Source organism: Peribacillus sp. FSL P2-0133 (assembly GCF_037975445.1).
Lineage (GTDB): Bacteria > Bacillota > Bacilli > Bacillales > DSM-1321 > Peribacillus > Peribacillus simplex_E.
This window is the reverse complement of sequence record NZ_CP150254.1, coordinates 1,858,683-1,873,607: the sequence shown is the minus strand read 5'-3', so window position 1 is coordinate 1,873,607 and position 14,925 is coordinate 1,858,683. Positions and strand designations below refer to the sequence as shown.

The 14,925-nt window shown below is 38.9% G+C and carries 19 protein-coding genes and 1 pseudogene; 7 read left to right on the top strand and 13 right to left on the bottom strand.

What is annotated here, in order from left to right:
* Positions 1-24 precede the first annotated feature (24 nt).
* The 7 genes from MKY17_RS09065 to MKY17_RS09035 all read right to left on the bottom strand — a co-directional run bounded on the left by MKY17_RS09065 (position 25) and on the right by MKY17_RS09035 (position 6,181).
* The gene (locus MKY17_RS09065; RefSeq protein WP_339201679.1) at positions 25-204 is read right to left on the bottom strand and encodes an XtrA/YqaO family protein; all 180 of its coding nucleotides are present in this window, start codon (positions 202-204) and stop codon (positions 25-27) included.
* Between the two features lie 186 nt (positions 205-390).
* The gene (locus tag MKY17_RS09060) at positions 391-585 is read right to left on the bottom strand and encodes a hypothetical protein (RefSeq protein WP_339201678.1); all 195 of its coding nucleotides are present in this window, start codon (positions 583-585) and stop codon (positions 391-393) included.
* On the bottom strand, positions 586-1,518 hold the full coding sequence (locus MKY17_RS09055; RefSeq protein ID WP_339201676.1) for an ATP-binding protein: 933 nt from the start codon (positions 1,516-1,518) through the stop codon (positions 586-588).
* The gene (locus MKY17_RS09050) at positions 1,418-2,338 is read right to left on the bottom strand and encodes a hypothetical protein (protein WP_339201675.1); all 921 of its coding nucleotides are present in this window, start codon (positions 2,336-2,338) and stop codon (positions 1,418-1,420) included. The genes MKY17_RS09055 and MKY17_RS09050 overlap by 101 nt, the downstream gene beginning before the upstream one ends.
* A 185-nt stretch (positions 2,339-2,523) precedes the next feature.
* Positions 2,524-2,733: a hypothetical protein gene (locus tag MKY17_RS09045; RefSeq protein ID WP_339201673.1), complete on the bottom strand. Its 210-nt coding sequence runs from the start codon at positions 2,731-2,733 to the stop codon at positions 2,524-2,526.
* A 570-nt stretch (positions 2,734-3,303) separates the two neighbouring features.
* The gene (locus MKY17_RS09040; RefSeq protein WP_098372724.1) at positions 3,304-4,548 is read right to left on the bottom strand and encodes a serine hydrolase domain-containing protein; all 1,245 of its coding nucleotides are present in this window, start codon (positions 4,546-4,548) and stop codon (positions 3,304-3,306) included.
* Positions 4,549-5,140: 592 nt separating this feature from the next.
* Positions 5,141-6,181: an NAD(P)-dependent alcohol dehydrogenase gene (locus tag MKY17_RS09035; protein WP_098372723.1), complete on the bottom strand. Its 1,041-nt coding sequence runs from the start codon at positions 6,179-6,181 to the stop codon at positions 5,141-5,143.
* A 342-nt stretch (positions 6,182-6,523) separates the two neighbouring features.
* On the opposite strand from MKY17_RS09035, the gene MKY17_RS09030 reads away from it, so the two are divergent.
* From MKY17_RS09030 to MKY17_RS09020, 3 genes are all read left to right on the top strand, one after another.
* Positions 6,524-6,934, top strand: a complete 411-nt coding sequence (locus MKY17_RS09030; protein ID WP_098372722.1) for a MerR family transcriptional regulator — start codon at positions 6,524-6,526, stop codon at positions 6,932-6,934.
* 393 nt (positions 6,935-7,327) lie between these two features.
* Positions 7,328-8,035 carry an SDR family oxidoreductase gene (locus tag MKY17_RS09025; RefSeq protein WP_098372721.1) on the top strand — a complete coding sequence of 236 codons (708 nt, stop codon included), beginning with the start codon at positions 7,328-7,330 and terminating at the stop codon, positions 8,033-8,035.
* 193 nt (positions 8,036-8,228) lie between these two features.
* On the top strand, positions 8,229-8,639 hold the full coding sequence (locus MKY17_RS09020) for a cupin domain-containing protein (protein ID WP_098372720.1): 411 nt from the start codon (positions 8,229-8,231) through the stop codon (positions 8,637-8,639).
* Between the two features lie 35 nt (positions 8,640-8,674).
* On the opposite strand, the pseudogene MKY17_RS09015 reads toward MKY17_RS09020, so the two are convergent.
* A pseudogene (locus MKY17_RS09015) lies at positions 8,675-8,811 on the bottom strand (helix-turn-helix domain-containing protein); the annotation flags it as partial.
* A 310-nt stretch (positions 8,812-9,121) separates the two neighbouring features.
* Here MKY17_RS09015 and MKY17_RS09010 point away from each other — a divergent pair.
* The 3 genes from MKY17_RS09010 (at position 9,122) to MKY17_RS09000 (ending at position 10,335) form a co-directional block, all read left to right on the top strand.
* On the top strand, positions 9,122-9,310 hold the full coding sequence (locus tag MKY17_RS09010) for a hypothetical protein (protein ID WP_339201672.1): 189 nt from the start codon (positions 9,122-9,124) through the stop codon (positions 9,308-9,310).
* Positions 9,311-9,480: 170 nt separating this feature from the next.
* Positions 9,481-9,759, top strand: coding sequence for a hypothetical protein (locus MKY17_RS09005; RefSeq protein ID WP_339201670.1), 279 nt, complete (start codon positions 9,481-9,483; stop codon positions 9,757-9,759).
* 228 nt (positions 9,760-9,987) lie between these two features.
* Entirely contained in the window at positions 9,988-10,335 is a 348-nt protein-coding gene (locus MKY17_RS09000; protein ID WP_339201669.1) for a hypothetical protein, read from the top strand.
* Between the two features lie 343 nt (positions 10,336-10,678).
* Here MKY17_RS09000 and MKY17_RS08995 read toward each other — a convergent pair whose 3' ends face one another.
* From MKY17_RS08995 to MKY17_RS08975, 5 genes are all read right to left on the bottom strand, one after another.
* On the bottom strand, positions 10,679-11,194 hold the full coding sequence (locus MKY17_RS08995; RefSeq protein WP_141995133.1) for a hypothetical protein: 516 nt from the start codon (positions 11,192-11,194) through the stop codon (positions 10,679-10,681).
* Positions 11,195-11,200: 6 nt separating this feature from the next.
* On the bottom strand, positions 11,201-11,614 hold the full coding sequence (locus MKY17_RS08990) for a hypothetical protein (protein ID WP_098372717.1): 414 nt from the start codon (positions 11,612-11,614) through the stop codon (positions 11,201-11,203).
* Positions 11,615-12,412: 798 nt separating this feature from the next.
* Positions 12,413-12,994, bottom strand: coding sequence for a cupin domain-containing protein (locus MKY17_RS08985; RefSeq protein ID WP_339201668.1), 582 nt, complete (start codon positions 12,992-12,994; stop codon positions 12,413-12,415).
* A 112-nt stretch (positions 12,995-13,106) separates the two neighbouring features.
* Entirely contained in the window at positions 13,107-13,562 is a 456-nt protein-coding gene (locus MKY17_RS08980) for a peptidoglycan-binding domain-containing protein (RefSeq protein ID WP_286177184.1), read from the bottom strand.
* A 95-nt stretch (positions 13,563-13,657) separates the two neighbouring features.
* The gene (locus tag MKY17_RS08975) at positions 13,658-13,933 is read right to left on the bottom strand and encodes a M15 family metallopeptidase (protein ID WP_286177175.1); all 276 of its coding nucleotides are present in this window, start codon (positions 13,931-13,933) and stop codon (positions 13,658-13,660) included.
* Positions 13,934-14,535: 602 nt separating this feature from the next.
* Between MKY17_RS08975 and MKY17_RS08970 the strand changes: the two genes are divergently transcribed.
* On the top strand, positions 14,536-14,838 hold the full coding sequence (locus MKY17_RS08970; RefSeq protein ID WP_286177183.1) for a CotD family spore coat protein: 303 nt from the start codon (positions 14,536-14,538) through the stop codon (positions 14,836-14,838).
* Positions 14,839-14,925 lie beyond the last annotated feature (87 nt).

Below are 14,925 nucleotides of genomic sequence, written 5' to 3'. Positions count from 1 at the left end.
ATTTTCCTTCACAAAACAGACAACTCATAACTTCCTTTTCTCAGTAGTTTCCAATCGATCTACTTTTCCACCAAGTGTAATTACAACAGTCTCCCCATATTCCGGTAATTCATGAAAAATCAATTTACCATCCTTAACAACATATAATTTATTACTATCCATCAAATCTACTTCAGTAGTCATTGTATTGATATATTTACCCATCCAGATTCCTCCTATGCTAAAATGAAAATAAGAAATGCACAGCTTAATCTCGGTTTCCTGTCGGCAAACGGGGATTCCTTATTTTGCAGCAAAACAACTCAGATTCAATATAAGTCTATGCCAACCTTCCAGACCTGATAACCTGTATTGATTGACGATTCGCATTTTGGATTAGTACAAGCCCTATTAGGAAGTAGAAACACCATTCACAATAGCCTTGTCATAAGTGCTATAAAAATCACCAATCGTACGAAAACGCTCCAAGGCTTTCTTTTCTTCGTCATCCGTATAACAAACTGTCTTCGATTGGTTCTCCCCACCCAACTGCCAATAAATGATTGAATAGGGTGCTAGTCCATCAAACCCTAATAAATTCCTCATTCAAATCCCTGCCAATCTATGATTAAGTATTTTTCTATCTCCCTTGATCACTACGGTGAAATCATGGCACATTTGATAAATGCGAGTCCCTAGTCCCTCATCTACATCTACTATTTCATCTACAACCAATTCTGAAGAAACAAGAATTGGTTTATGGTTTAAATACCTGTAATTAATTACCGCATATAGTTGTTCTACCTGCCAATCTGTAGCCCTTGGCTTGCCTTTCACTGGCTTGAACAAATCATCAATAAAGAGGACTTCGATTTGCTTCATACGTTCCAGTTTGGCTTCCAATTTATCGAAGTCATCTTTTAAATCGTTAAACCCCTCCACGTATGGAAAATACAAAACTGCCACGTTTAGCTTCTTAATCAGATTATTAGATATCGCTGTGAGCAAATGAGTTTTCCCCGCTCCAGGCTGCCCAAGAAGAGCGATACTATTGGCCCTATCTTTCCGGATTTCTGAGAAACTCTGAAAGTAAGCCAAAGAACATTCATAAGCATCAAAGATAACCTTTGGCTTACCTCTGCTAAGAAAATCTTTAAACCCAATCTTTTTAAAATCGTTCGTAATTTCGCTGGCTCGCATAAGTCGTTCGGCCTTTTTCTTCCGGACACATTCACACCGCTTTGAATATGTTGTATGCCACTCCTTTGCTTCATTAGGACTGCAAACTTTCCCAGCAAAATAGTCCGATTCTAAGACCATGCTTTCCGGCGTAAGCTTAGCCACTTCTTGACCGTCTATGGTTCTTGTGTCAATGAGCCATTTAGTCTTATCATGAACACGATAAATAATAATCTGATGGTCCTTACACAAAGGACAGTCAGGCTTTTTTTCTTCCGAGCCAACCGGTTTGGCCCCCTGTAATGGATCGCTCCTTTGAAGTAGTTTTACTAATGCTTCCTCTATCGATTTTGTTGCCATCGGATATCCCCCTTTTCGCAAGATTCTGAGATTCTAATTTTTTCTGGTGCCTATCTAAAATGAAACCGGCACAATAAGATAAACTGTTTATTCGATCGCGTATGTGCTTAGGTTTGTACTGCTCAAAACATTCGGTAAGGTATACTAAAGAATCGTTTAAAGGCACACCACTGGTTATAATTTCATTAGCTGCATCTTCATCCTTTGGTGAAAAATCAAAGCCATAGGCTCTAAGTTGTATGAATCGGTTTAAAAGTGATTGCACTGCTTGTTCAGAAGTTTGTGATATTTCTCCCGCAAACATGGGATCATCCTTTAGACCGGTCGTAGGCACCCCGTCACTTTCTTCTGGCGTCGGCACGTTATCAACAGCAACAAGTTCTTTATCATTCTTTTCATTCTTGTTTATATCCGTTAGCTGTTTCTTCACTGTTCCCTCACCGTTACCTTCCAACTCTTTCACTTGGTATAAATCCCAATTTATAAGACTTATCAGTGTGTATTGTCTGTTACCCTTTCCCCGATTTATCTTGATCATTGATTGCTTTTCTAGCCACGCTAATATTGTAGAAATCGTTTTAGGATTTGGTTCTTTATAAACCGCTCCCTCGTACCAACCAACATTATGAGCTATTGTCCTGACGGAGGTTAAGTGTTGTCCTCCCCTTATCGTTAAAAACGTTCCATCCTTCATAGGAATCTTATTATCCTGATGATTGGCCTGATATTTCAGATATTGCCAAACCCTATGATATAGAGGGGGCATCATCCAAATAGAACTATCCAACTCTTTTCTAAAATCCTTAATGTATCCTTGCAAGATTCCATCCCCCTCATCTTTAAATATTTATTTTTGATGGCAAATCCACTTTATATTCAACTCATATCTCTTATATTCATTGACTTAAATAGCCCTCCTTTACCATCACTGAGGATTATGCTAGAATGACGTTAATTAAATGGTTTTAAGATAAAGTGACTCCTGCTGCGAACAGGGGTCTTTTTTCATTCCGCAGTAGTAAATTGGAAACCTAATACTTCAATCAGATAATCTTCTAAACTATTTTCAAGAAATACTTCACCATTACTTTTATCAATGATAATTGCATCATCTTCTATTATTTCATTACCAAAATAATCGATTCCGCAATGTCCTGTTTGTGCTACCAAATTAGAATAACCAGTTTCTGAATGTTTAATATCCTTTTTAGGCATCTAATTTCCCTCCCAGTACTCATATTTCATATTTACAACAGGTAAATTAATTTCAGTGATAAATTCGTATACTATGAATTCTCCCAATTTTTCCAACTTCATTTATGGTGTTAATTCTTTTTGTTCAGATAACCATATAAGTAGAAATTCTTCGGTTGCTTTTGCGGGCATAACCCACTCTCGCCCCACTCTTACCTTCGGAAAACGAGTATCATAGAAAAACTGATCTTTAATGAAGTTTTCACTCATATTTGTCTGGCGGACTAACTCTTTCATGTCCCAAAAAGTGAAGCAATGTTCAAGTTTGCTTTTTAGTTAGCCATTTCAAACATCTCCATTTCTAATAGGCTTTGTTATAGATTAATGTTGATTTTTGAACGAATAAAAGAGACCACCTAAAAGTGGTCTTCTTAAGTACATCCTATGGAACTAACGCACCCTATTGTTAAGAACAATATCTCACAATCTTGATAAGCAAAGTACCAAAGGCAACTTTTGCTTCCAATCGGCCGACAGGAGGCTGACCGTTGGGTGTCGTGGGGGGCGGGCGTACCAGGCGCGGGCTCGGTGTCAGTCTTCGATTGCCTGGTAGACCATGGTCCAAAAGTCGTGGATAAGCCGCGCTGAATCCGGGGTGGACATCCCGACCTGGGTGAGCAGGATTCCAGTGAGCTGTTTGTCCGGGTCGGCGTACGTCGTGGTGCCGGTTCCACCGTCCCAGCCGAACTGGCCGATGGACGCGTAGTCACCACGGTAGGTGCGCACCGCCATCCCGAAGCCCCAGCCGCCGTGCTGCCCTTGGCCGAATGACACATGGACGTTGTTGCTGGCCATTGCGTTTCGGACGGATTGTTGCTCGGGCGTGAGGCGGTTGGTGGTCATCAGCTGGACGGCGGGCCGGGACAGGATCCGTTCGGTCCCTTGCATCCCGTGATTTAGCAGCATCCGGAAGTAGGCGTGGTAGTCGTCGACGGTGGAGGAAAGTCCGCCTCCGCCGCCCTGGAACGCTGGAGGCTGGCTGTGGCGTCCCCCCTTGGCCTCGTCCCACACAATGAACTCTCCGGTCTGCGGGTCGGGGGCGTAGAGGGGCGGCAGCCGGTCGATCTTGTCGGCGGGCACGTGGAAACCGGTGTCCTTCATGCCCAGGGGGTCGAAGATGCGTTCGCGCAGGAACGTCTCAAACGTCTGGCCCGTGACCCTGGCGACGAGCACTCCGAGTAGATCGTTGCTGATGTGGTACTGCCAGCGCTCTCCGGGCTGGTGCATCAGCGGGAGTGTGCCCAGGCGGCGCATCCACTCATCCGGCTCGGGCATCGGCTCCGGTAGATCGGGCGTGAGCCCCTGCTCGAATATCGCGCCCATAATCGGAGTGCCCAGCGACGTCATATCCATGCCGAGCCCGAACGTGGAGGTCAGCAGGTCCCGTACTGTGATCGGCCGCCGCGCCGGCACGGTATCGTCCAGCGGGCCGTCGATCCGCTTCAGCACCCGCCGGTCGGCGAGTTCAGGCAGCCACTGCTCTACTGGGTCATCCAGCCGCAGCCTGCACTCGTCGAGCAAGACCATCGCCGCAGCCATCGTGACCGGCTTGGACGTCGAGGCAATCCGGAAGATCGTGTCCCGGTGCATCGCCGCGCCACCGTCATGGCGCATCGTCCCAATCGCTTCGACGTGCGTCTCACCGTACCGGCTGACCAGGGCGACGAGTCCAGGGATTTTCCCGGACTTGACATGCCGTGTCAGCACCTCACGCAGTCTACGCAGTCCTGCTTCGGAGAAGCTTCTGTTGCTTCGTCCCGTAGTAATCTTTTTCATTTGGTTTCCCTCTCTTTACTTTTTTATCAGCCCTATTGTTCTACAAAATCTCTATTTGTTATCAATGCTTGAAAGCGTGTTCGATGCATCAAAGAGACTGAATATTGGTATTCAAAAGGTCACTCTCCTCCTTTCTGGGTGATCAGAATCTAGATATGTCCACCACTTAGCATAGTGCCATATGTTCATCGGACGTTTATTCTCGGTTTTATCAAATTCAAAGTCACCATTATTCCGTAAGTAATCTTCTTTGTAACCGTTGTCTTGCCCCCCTTAATGGAGTCGAGCAGAGCGAGAATACTGCCCTTTTCCAGTTAAGCTCCCACCTCCACATTCCCTAATTATGTATATTCTAGATGTAAATATAAATTCCTTATTCAACTATCCTGCCCCGTTAGTTCATCAAGGAAATCAACAACTCCTTTAACAGAGCCTTCTAATAAAAAAGAGCAGGCATTAGCCCACTCTTAGATTTCTTTAATGACTGGTTTACCCAGCATGTTCTCAGAGGACAATAGTTCCTCTAACCGTTCTTCCTCAACCTTTTTATTTCCTGGTTTCGGAAATGCAGTTTAGATCCTAATTTAGCAACTTAGATTGTACTAGTGTCAATAACAAATCGATACTTTACATCTGATGCTAAGACACGCTCATATGCTTCATCAATTTGATCAGCAGAGATTACTTCAATCTTAGGAACAATATTATGTTTGGCACAGAAATCCAACATTTCCTGAGTTTCACGTATGCCTCCAATCGCGGAACCTGCAAATGAACGACGATGACCGATAAGGGATATCACGTTTAGGGACAATGGCTCTCCAGGAGCACCGACGTTTACCATAGTGCCATCAAGGGTGAGTAAGGAGAAATACGCATCAAGATCAATCTTTGCACTTACTGTGTTGATGATTAAATCAAAAGAACCTGCAAGCTTCTCAAATGTATCTCGGTCGCTAGTAGCATAGTAGTTGTCTGCGCCAAACTGCAAGCCGTCCTCTTTTTTATTCAATGTTTGTGATAGAACGGTCACATTTGCACCCATAGCATGTGCAATCTTGACTGCCATATGGCCAAGACCTCCCAAACCAACAACCGCTACTTTCTTGCCCGGACCAGCTCCCCAATGGTTTAATGGTGAGTAGGTTGTAATGCCTGCGCAAAGTAATGGTGCAGCGGCGTCAAGTTCAATGTTATCAGGAATTCTTACAACAAAGCCCTCGGTTACGACGATATGTGTAGAATAACCACCTAGTGTAGGCTCACCATATTGGTCGACACCAGCGTAAGTTGGAACATGTCCTTTAAGGCAGTATTGTTCTTCCCCTTTAAGGCAGTTCTCACATTTTCCACAGGAGTCAACCATACATCCGACTCCTACTCGGTCACCGACTTTATACTTTGTTACCTCGGCTCCAACATCGGTAACAATTCCCGCAATCTCGTGTCCTGGTACAAGTGGATAGTTAACGGGACCCCATTCGCCGTGAGCAGCATGGATGTCTGAGTGACATATGCCTGCAAATTTAATCTCAATTAAAACATCATGTAAATCTAGATCACGTCTTTTAATTTCTGCTGCTCGAAAATGTCTGTCAGGACCGTCGACAGCTCTTGCTTTAGCCGTTACCATTTAAAACCCTCCAATTAAATATATTTTTCAAGAGAATACTTTGTAACTAGAGGAGAAAATTAGGTTTGAAAGCTCTCATTCCTTCATTACTACCCCTCCGCTTTTCTCTTGCAAATAAATGTTATTCCTTATAGTTAACTCTAAGTCAAGTCATTTTTTTATATTTTTTTCTCATTCGTTTAGGTGACAATTCAGCTAGTAACATAGGACAATAACACATTTATGAGTTATATCTCCATTATTTAAAAGTGATTTTGACACTCAGCAATACCCATGATAAAATCGCTTCACGTCTTAGAGTTAACTCGAAATTTATGCTTGAGGAGAATAGGAGTGAAAACAATGAACAAATATTCTATTAGTGAAGTTGCAAAAGAATTGAACCTTACAACATATACCTTACGTTACTACGACAAGGAGGGACTTTTGCCTTTTGTAGAACGAACACCTAACGGAACACGACTGTTTAAAGAATCCGATATTAATGCTTTAAAAATCATTGAATGTCTTAAATCCACCGGGATGCCTATTAAAGAAATTAAAAATTTCATTGATTGGTGTACTGATGGGGATTCCACCTTACAGCAAAGATATGACATGTTCTTAGAACGTAAAGCTGCTGTAGAAGCACAGTTGGAAGAAATGAACAAGACTATGAAACTAATAAATCTTAAATGTAACTATTATAAAACTGCCTTGGAGGCTGGAACGGAAGATATTCATAAAAACGATAAAATTGGGAATTTTAATTAATATAGAGCAACCTATCCTTCAAACCTAATTTGTAGGATAGGTTGCTCTATTTGTGATATTCACTGTGCCAATAAAGCAATGCATTTCCAAAACCACTGCATGTTCTCTACTCCCACTTCATCCAACGATACAAAGTGGCTTAATCTAAAGTTAACAATAAGCCAATAAAAAAATTAATTATTATTTATAAAATTTCCCCTTGAATTAGAGTCTACTCTAACCCTTATACTTAGTCATGTAACTAATTATCATTACTACGTCGTGTGATAAATGGAAATTCTTGATTCTAACAGAAGCTATTCGGGGAATTGGGCTGATTCCTTCATTTTTCTAGATTGTGCAATAATCTACTCTTGCCTATGATTAGCGGGCGAAAAAGGAGGATATTGGAAAATGTCAAAGGATACAAAAGTTGCACTTGTCACTGGCGGTAATCGAGGAATTGGATATGAGCTGGTCAAACAATTGGCTTTGGAAGGTTTTAAGGTCATCTTGACAAGTCGAGATCCAATAATAGGTCATAAAATTGCCAAAAAACTTAAGAAGTCAGATTTAGACGTATCATTTCTGGTAATGGATGTAAACAATCAAGAAAGCATTCTTCAGGCCGCGATCACTGTAAATGAGCGATATGGAAGATTAGATGTATTGATTAATAATGCAGGCGTGTATTTGGATGAGGATAAAAAGTTAATGGCTATGGACCCTTCCATTCTGGAGCAGACAATGGAAACCAATTTCTTTGGAGTTTACCATGTAATCCGTTCCTTTATTCCCATCATGGAAAAACAAGGCTATGGCAGAATTATTAATGTTTCCTCAGAATATGGCGGGATGAGCCAATTGTCATATCCAGGAGTAGGAGCATATAAGTTGTCTAAGCTTGCCTTAAACGGATTGACACAATTGCTTGCTAGAGAAGTCAAAGGTGATATTAAAATAAACGCTGTCGATCCAGGATGGGTAAGCTCAGAGATGGGTGGACCATCTGCTCCAACTACACCTAAGCAAGCAGCTGAGTCATTCTTATGGTTAACAACAATTGGATCTGAAGGGCCAAGCGGAAAATTTTTCAGAGGCGGAAAACTAATTGATTGGTAACAAAACAGTCTAAGAAATAGAATATTAAGTGTTTAGGTGTGTTGGATGAAACCATCCGCAATATGCCGACCGCATTGCTGGTGCAATTGCCTTTCCTATTTAGCAACTATCTGATGTAGTCATTAATGAAATGATAATTTGACCAACTGTTCAAGTTGGTTAATAAAAAAATGAAGTTATTGGAGGCAGTAAAATGGCAAAACATGAAGAAGTAAAAAATGGCGTTATTTTCCCAGTGGGTGAAAAAAATGAAGCATATGCTCAATTTTTTGTCGGACAAAGTTATCTTAAGACATTAATTGCAGATCCTAAAGTAAATGTTGGTGTTGGGAATGTAACCTTTGAACCAGGATGTAGAAATAACTGGCATATTCATCGTAATGGGTTTCAACTTTTATTAGTAACTGGTGGCGAAGGTTGGTATCAAGAAGAAGGAAAACCTGCTCAATTCTTAAAAGCCGGTGATGTTATTGTCACCCATGATGGTGTAAAACACTGGCATGGTGCTACAAAAGACAGCTGGTTTGAACACATTGCAATTACTGCAGGTACGCCGGAATGGTTGGAACCAGTAACAGATGAGGAATATAACAGATTAAAATAATTGGCCGGACACTTCTTGGACCCTTTCACAGGGTCCTTGCCGGACATTTTATCTTTCACAGGCTGATAATGATGGCGTTGACTGTTTGCATCATATCCTTTTTTCTCTTCATGGGTACTTGGCGGATCATGCCAAGGTCTTCAAGTTTCTTCATTAAACGTTGAACAGTTTTAATCGTATAAAAATATATAAGATAACTAATTAAAATAACTAAAGTTGCTATTGCTCACCAAAAGACTGCCGGTTATAAAAAAGGGGGTTTTTACGATTATAAATTGGAGAATAAAGGAATCTATTTAATACAGGGAAAAGAAAATCATTAAATTATGATACACACTTCCTCCTTTATCCATAAGTTCCTCTTTTTATCATGACCTTAAATCATATAATTTCCAAATATTATATTGAAATTCTTCATCACTATGATTTACTTTTTGGGGTGGAAGCGTTAATGTAACCGATTTATTCACAACAAAGGTGATATGGATGCGACAGATATTCAGGTTGCAGCAGAAGATAATAAATTTTCAGGTGCATTAATACGCATCTCTGACGACTCCACTACTGTTCAATCCGGCAATAATAGTAGCATTGACCTAGGAGTTCCTTCATTCCCGAGTAATATGATTAAGGAAATAGATCACGTAGAAATTAAAGCAATTAGTTATTAATTGTGAGGAAAAACAATGAACATAAACATCAAGGTTTACTTACATTCAAAAGGAACGAGATTTTTACAGAGTAGAAGTTTCCCAGTACATATTCCTAGGTATGAACCTAAACATCCTCCTTTTCTTTGCATACTCTAAATCAATAAAGAATAGAGGAGGAATCGCAAAAAATGCATGATATATACACAGATGAAGATATAAATTTAAACGATTTAAGAAGACGTATTGGTTTTGGTGGTGGAGGTCACTTTGGAGGTTTTGGAAGGCCTTTTGGGTTTGGGAGACCATTTGGTTTTGGATTTCCTTTTTTAGGTGGTCTTGCTGCTGGAGCTTTGCTTGCAGGACCTTTTTATGGCGGCTATGGAGGATATTATGGATATGATGGATATGGATATGGATATCCAGGTTATGCACCATATCCAGACTCATATTTATACTACTCTTATTGAGAAAAAAAGTTAGTGACTAAGAACAAGAGCGAATATGGACTTGTAAAGATAATCTACTTTAAAAGCCCTTCTCACATAGAGAGGGGTATTGTAAATGTGGTAAATGTGGTTCATAACAGGAAATATAAAACATAAAAAATGTTGATATTCCTAGGTAATAACCTAAACTTCTTCCTTATCTTTGCATATTCTAAATCAAATTAAAAAATAGAGGAGGGGTTACTTGAAATGTGTGAATTAAATGCAGGTATAAATATAGTTGATTTAAGGAGAATTACTGTAGGTGGTATTGGTCCCATTGGAGGGGTTGGACACATTGGTGGTGTTGGACACATTGGTGGTGTTGGACATGTTGGTCCCATTGGTGGTGTTGGTCCCATTGGTGGTGTTGGTCCCATTGGTGTTGTTGGTCCCATTGGAGATTATGGTGGTATTGGTATTAGCTATGGATTTCCTTTCGCAGGGGGGCTTGCTGGTGGAGCATTTCTTTCAGAGCCCTTTTATGGTGGATACGGTGAATATGGATACCCCGGATATGCTCCATATCCAGATTTTTATTCATACTACACTTATTGAGAAAAAAAGTTAGTGACTAAGGGCAAAACGAATGTAAATTGTAAAGATATTCTTATTTAAAAACCGGGATTTATGTTTGCATAAACATTAGCAATGCGCCAATTCTTACTAGTTAATTGTGAAATTATACATCATAAAACATTTATTAAATATGGATAAGTTTATTATATGCTTGAAAGGCTACTACCACTGCAATAAATGAACCAATAAGAAATAAAACAGAGCTTCCTAGTGTAAACAACCTTCCTATTAAGGTGTTTTTTGCTTCTTCAATCTAGGAAATATCGTTATTCATATATTATTGCCTCCGGCCTATTGAATTTAATATTCATAACTGCAAAATTCACTGTTGGTGAAAATGGGGATAAATAAAATTTTGTAAGAAGATCACTTCTCTTTTTAGAGATTCGGTAATAAAAAATAAAGATTTCATATCCTGATGTAATGAATCTATTTGTTTTTCCATTTTTTTAATTTTTCTACTTTGTTCCTTTGCTTCTTGTTCTGCTTTTTTCTCTAATAAAGCTGTTTGTTCAATTGCGAGTGCAGTAGATCCTGTAGATACCATGTCTCCAATAGTCACCAATATGGCCCCAATCAATGATAATATAAAGCCTGCATTAGAATCTGATCCTGAATTGGTGGTATTTGGATTCTTAGTAGCTCCTTCTCCTTCTCCTACTCCTACTCCCTCTTCAACTTCTTCAACCTCTTCAACTTCTTGGGCCTCTACAGCAATCCCGATAACAGTGATAAGATTCCCTATGTTTACAATCATTTCACCAAAAAAATCAATCTTATCCGCAGTATTAGTAGGTAAGGAATACAATATATTATTTTCATCAGGTCCTTGGTTCAAAACATCTCACCTTCTTGTTTGTGAATTTAGCTTTTCAATCAAACCCAGTGTAGTTTCAGTTAATTCCTGTTGAATCACTTTTAATATAGAAATTTCATTCATAATATCAGCTTCTTTTATTTCTGCGGGTGTTACACTTTTAATTCTTAGTATTAAACTGTTTAGACAAATTAATATATCTTTAAATGCTTTGATCAATAATCCATGTTCCGTTTCTAAAATATACGGAGGAGAAATTGTCTCAAGAGATTGTATACTGCTTTGACTAACACTTATTGCATTTTTTATATCCAAACAGTATTGTTGATAATTAGAAATAGTTCCATTTGAATAAATAGGATAAATCATATTAGAAATATATACTAAGTTCCCTCCAACCAAATGGAGAGTTTGACCGTATTGCTTGAAATTTTTTCTCATACGAATCCCTCCTGGACTTACCGAAAGACTTTGGGCTGTTTGCTTAGATAATGTATGTAAAAGGAAATAAAAAGGTTCATTAGAGAAGATTATAATCAAAAAATAAAAGGTCTGATTTTTTTACTAATAGTGATGAAATAAGGCTTTTTTGACGTGATATACTAAAACACTTAGCGGTCTTTGATACAGTCGGTATACTGGCATTATAAAGGACAGAGAAAGACTCCTTCCCGATTAAGGAGAAGGATAGTCAATTATCCAGCAAGCAATTCAGTGAAAGTAGCTTTTCCTGCTTTCTTATCTGGAGATTGTCAAAAACCTGTTAAAAATAGGTGATTCAATTGAACTAAAAAAAGATGAAGAAAATATATATGACGAATACGCAGTAGAAGTGCTATTTATAGTCATGAAATTATGGTATGTTCCTAAGTATTATTCAAAAGAATTTTGTAAAATGATTGATAGCAATGCACCTTATGATGCTAAAATTTCAAGGTTAGATATTGAAACCCCCTCCCCTGATGAATGGTCACAAATTAGGATTAAAATAAATAAGGTTCAATAAGAAAAGCCCCTCTCACTAAGAGAAGGACTTTTTATGATGGAGGTACCATGTGTAGTCTGCACCATAATTATACTTTTTCCATTCATTTTCTAATTAACCTAAACTCTCTCTATAAAAAAATTGAGCCCCACTCGATTCGAAAAGGACTTTTATTAATCCTTAACGATTACACTAATGATATCACTGAAGAATATACTCAAAGTTAAGGAGAAGGGTATTTTTTTAGGATTAATCTATTGCCATATCCGATGCCCTTCTTCCGAAGCCAATGCATCTGCTTTGGTAACATGAACAGTGCCAAATGGATGGTTAGGAGGTGCATATATCGAATAAAGTTTTAGAGGAATATTACCTGTATTGGTTACATTATGCCATGTGCCAGCAGGTATCATTATTGCATAATCATCATAAACGTTTCTTACAAAGTTTAAGTTATCCTGTCTATTACCCATTTGAACAACCCCCTGACCTTGTTCAATACGTAAAAATTGGTCAACGTTAGGGTGAATTTCTAAACCAATATCTTCACCAACTTTAAGACTCATCAGTGTAACTTGCAAATGTTTTCCTGTCCATAAAGCGGTACGGTAGGTAGTGTTTTGTTTCGTATCTTCATTGATATTCACTACAAATGGTTTTGGTCCATAATCTTTTACCTCAATATTATTTCTTCCGTTAGATGATTGTAAAAAACCCAATTGGTTAGCATTATTAACACTCCAATAATCAGGATTTCTTACATAGTTATACATTGGTACATTAACATAATAAGGATTTTGATATTGATAGGTATGGATATAAGGAACATAGTACATTTTTCTCAACCCTTCACAGTTTATAACATTATCATATGCACCTGTTAAGTGAATGTACTTTAAACAGAGCTATAAATAAAAAGCCCTACTCAAAGCGAGTAAAGGCTTTTTATTATGCAGCAAGCAATTTAGTGAAAGTTGCTTTACCTGCCTTCTTATCTGCAGTTATCTTTTTAGCTTTCTGGAATTTAGATAATGCTGATTCAGTACCTTTTCCGAATATAGAATCAAATGAGCCAGGGTTAAATCCTTCCAAATAAAGTGCAGACTGTAGGATCCATGTAAGATTCCCTTTTGCACCTTTTTGGACAGTGACAATTGCAGCCTTAGTTTTAGCTCCCCATCTACCATCCACAACAAGACCAGCTTTATAACGGCTGTTTAACGTTTTTTGAATAGAAAAAATAGTGTTATCCCATTTGTTCTTGGAAGGCTCTTTACTAACCTTTGAAGCCACTTCAGTCTTAGGAGGTACAGTAATAACGGTTACGTTTTCTATCTTGAATTTCAAAGAAAGACTAGGTTTTTTGCCTGCATTCTTCTGTGAATAGTATAAGCCACCCGTCATTTCCAAGTGAGGATAATCTTTAAAACCTGTCCAATCCTCCACCCCATTTAAACCCTAATTCTTTACCAATAACAGCTACTCGTTTCCATTTAGAGTTAATAGCCCACAATGGTTTTTACGTCCTCACTGACAAGAAAAAAGTCAATTGCTACTCCAAAGTTATGGAATGATTGTCCTGGCTTAGCGTTTGTCACCTTTGGCTTGGCTAGATTGCTATAATTTTTACCTTTGTAGCTATAAAAACGACCTTGGCCAAATAAAGCCGCCTGTTCTTCCATGGAGCGATAACCAGCGCTGATTTGTGCGTAAATACCTTCTTTATAGGCACGCTTAATCATTTCTAAGGTTGATGCTTTCACCACTGAATTCATACCAGAACCCATATTTTTAATTGAAATTAATAAGAAAAAGCCACCCAATGGGCAGCTTATTTTGAAGTTCCTTCTCTTTTGGTAACTAACTCATAAAATCCGGTCCCACTAAGGCCAACAAATGCACCGGGCCATAACCTTAAATTTAAATCCATATCAGTGAATGGAGATTCAATCTGATCCCTTGTTTAAGATATTTCCTTAATGACCTCGCTGTAGTTAGTTTCTAAATTCGTTATACGTTATTCATGATTATCTAATCGTTGTGGCATGTCCATTTCCTAAAATGTTCAGGTCCCCCCTTAACATAAAAATTCTCTTTAACTCTCTGTATGCCTAGGATGTATACATAATAAAAAGCCGCCCAATGAGACGACTTTGATTGCAACATATGTTCTATGCCTATTCTTGTCTTAAAAGGCTTTTTCAATAGTACAAACCTACCATTTTTTTCATAAACTACAAGTGTAATGAAATCTTAATGAAAGGATGTATTATAAATGTTTTTTCGTAATATTGGAGGAAATAACCCCCATGTAATGGGAGCGTTCGGGAACGCACCTGGAGTAATGGGCGCATCAACTGGTAAACACTCCAACGTTATGGGAGCCTTTAGTCCAATGCCTACGTCTCCAGTACAACATTGCCCCGCGCAAACACTTCCTACTCAAGTTGCTCCAGCGCAAGTCTCTCCAACACAGCAATATATTAATACGAACGTATCGAACACAGTAATTCCTGTCGTTCATCCATCACATACTACAACTGTCAATAAACATGTAAACACGTATAAGCATTACTTTCCTCACACTCAATCCGTGGTGAACGAATGTTATACACAACACCTGATATGTGGAAAGCCAACGCACAATCCATGCTGCCCTCCCAGGTATTTTGGATATTAATTAGTACTTTAAAGGGCTTATTTGCCCTTATCTACATAGTAGGTTGTTCTATTGTTCATTTTTTTTCGGAAATAGTTCATTTCTGTT